Annotated in this window: 2 protein-coding genes; both read right to left on the bottom strand. The window is 43.5% G+C overall.

Features of this window, described 5'->3' with window-relative positions:
- Positions 1 to 1,297: hypothetical protein (locus tag V7L97_RS12175; protein WP_333656363.1), on the bottom strand; the 1,297-nt coding region annotated here is incomplete at its 3' end.
- Positions 1,294 to 2,475, bottom strand: a complete 1,182-nt coding sequence (locus tag V7L97_RS12170; RefSeq protein ID WP_333656361.1) for a hypothetical protein — start codon at positions 2,473 to 2,475, stop codon at positions 1,294 to 1,296. The genes V7L97_RS12170 and V7L97_RS12175, both read right to left, overlap by 4 nt.
- Positions 2,476 to 2,519 lie beyond the last annotated feature (44 nt).

Genomic DNA, 2,519 nt, shown 5'->3' with positions numbered 1-2,519 from the left:
GGATAATAAAGCTAACTCTCTCTGGAATATAATCTTTTTCTTTGCCCTTTGCCTTTTGCCCTTTGCCCTTTGCCTTATCCTGCCTGCATTCGAGAATATAGCTTATTACTTCAAGCGCCCTGTCAACAGCCTTTCCATCAAGCCTGTAAAACGATTTCCTTAAATACTTTTCAACATTTTTATTTATATCATCAGGGATTCCATTTTCTATTGTGTTATATAAATTTGTCCAGTTTCCGGGAGGAAACACCGATTGAGCAACCCCCATCTGCACATAGTAGTCCTTTGTTCCATCCCTGCTCGGAATTGCAAACAGAGGCTTGCCGAATGCAACGGCCTCAAGGGCAAGGGTTGTCTTTCCGAGTGTAACGCAATAGTCCGCAACCGCAAGGAGGGCATAAGGGTCGTAAGTATAAAGCACAATTGCCGAGGGCGCCCGTTCTTTTATGCGCTCCTCTATCTTCAGATAACTGCCGCGCATTATATTCGGATGCCATTTAAAGACAACAACTATATCATCGCTGAGCCCGTCAAGGAATTTCTCCCATGCAACGCCGTCTATTATCGCCCCCCACTCGAGGTCAACCAGAAAGAGAAGAACCTTCTTGCCCTCCGGTATTTCCAGTTCAGCCTTAATCTGCTTTTTTCTAACAGGTTCGGAATACATCCTCTTTGCATTGTCGAGATGTGTATTGCCCACAAGGACTATCTTATCCGCGGAGCATTTGTGGGACACCAGCATATTCATTGTTGCTTCGCCCCATAAGAGGTCGGCAGTGGAATATTCTGTATGAGCGCTAAAGCTTAAACGGCTTTCATGGTAATCCCCTTCCTGCATTGTAACAAAGGGGATGCCGTATTTGTTTGATAAATGACCTATGAGCTTCCCCCACCTGTTGCGCTCATGCAGGGCAAGAAAAATGTCAGGCTTCTCTTTTTTTATAAACTCTTCAAGACAAAAGTATTCCTCAAAGCATGTGCTTAACAGCCTCTCCTGCTCCAGTAAGCTCCAGTGTCTGAATCCATCCCATGAGAAACATCTCTTGACCCATTCCTCCATAAACATGTCATACGATTTCTCGAGCTTCTCCCTGCCTTCGTCATCCATGTAATTATTCAGGTATTTGTAGGCCACCTTGTTTTTGACAAGGTCTCTTTCAAAGGGGTAATCGGACATTGTAAGGAAAAAGATCACATTTGCGCCGTATTTCTTTGAGGCCTCTGCAAGTGGCAGCAGAAACCTCGTATGGTGAGGCAAAGCAACAAAACACGCTATCTTCTTGCCTTTAAGCTTCATCCGGTTATCCTCTTGACGATATCACTTATATAAGTGAGTTTCTGTTTTCTCTCAAAGTAAGCCATGACCGTATCCATAATCGACTTTTTGTTGTTTAAAAATAAGACGCCGTCCTGAAATTGCATCGCCTTTTTTAATGGGTTATAGACTATTGCGCATTTGTCATGCTGGACGGCAAAACTGAGCGGGATTATATACACAGGGGCTATGATTACATCGCACGGCATAAGGACCTTTACAAGCGCCCCCTCCTGAACAATATAATGTTTTCCTCTGGCCTTTGCAAGAGCCGGCCTTATCAGTTCATCGACTATCTGGTCTTCTGAAAGCTCCCTGATATGGTATCCACGCTTCTGGAAAAAAACAGACTTCTTTATATTCAACTCTGACAATGCCTCTATTATCTCTTTTATCTGCGGCCTGAATCTCGAATGATTCACGATCAAGACGCCTATCTCATCCCTCTCAATCGATATCTGGTCGCTGAACATAAGATTCTTGTATGTGTCCTCTACCGTGGATAGACAATAATTTTCTTCGTGGGCATCGAGCACAAAAATCCTGTCCTCTCCTATGCCGTGATTAACATAATACTCTTTTTCGAATGTCTCTTTTACTATAAAATAGTCAAATGACCTCAGAAAGATTAGCGGGGTATGTGAAATAGGATATATCTGTATGCCAGCCGTAGCAATATTATTTTCTTTCGCAAAAAAAACAACCGTTGAATAAAAGACATCGCAGTCCGTAGAAGGGGGCTCATCACTTGAGGGTATCGGCATAAGCAGCAGGTCATAGCTGCCTTCAAGTCCGGAAAAGGCATGAGAAGAAACATGTCCCCTGAAGTCGTCAAATGCCGCTGTCTTCCAGTATTTCATATCTGTTCCCGGCATATACAGATCAAAAGTATGTCTTATGAATATCTTGACAAAATCGTCTCTCTGATGAGGAGGCCATACGAGAGGCATAGACTTCATGAGCTTGAGGGTTATATTGGCAGCATCCTTAAAAAAAGACTCCGCCTTCTCGTATAAATCCTTTTTGTAGGTAACTATGTCAACACTGAAGCCGGATTTTGCAAGCCTCGATGGAATATGCAACAGCCTTTCCTGAACAGAAGAGAGTTCCTTTTCCCCTAAAGGGAAAAGTATCCTTTTAGCGCGGGCATTACCAGCCATCTACGTCCTCTTGCTGTCGATGTTGCGCATTAAATCGTATGCCT

The organism is Dissulfurispira sp. (assembly GCF_036745535.1).
Classification (GTDB): Bacteria; Nitrospirota; Thermodesulfovibrionia; order Thermodesulfovibrionales; family Dissulfurispiraceae; genus Dissulfurispira.
Note: the sequence above shows the minus strand (reverse complement) of the source record. Positions and strands in the feature narration are given on the sequence as shown.

Coding starts and splice junctions, on each gene's coding strand:
- V7L97_RS12170 (WP_333656361.1), bottom strand. CDS start 2,475: ATGGCTGGTAATGCCCGCGCTAAAAGGATACTTTTCCCTTTAGGGGAA.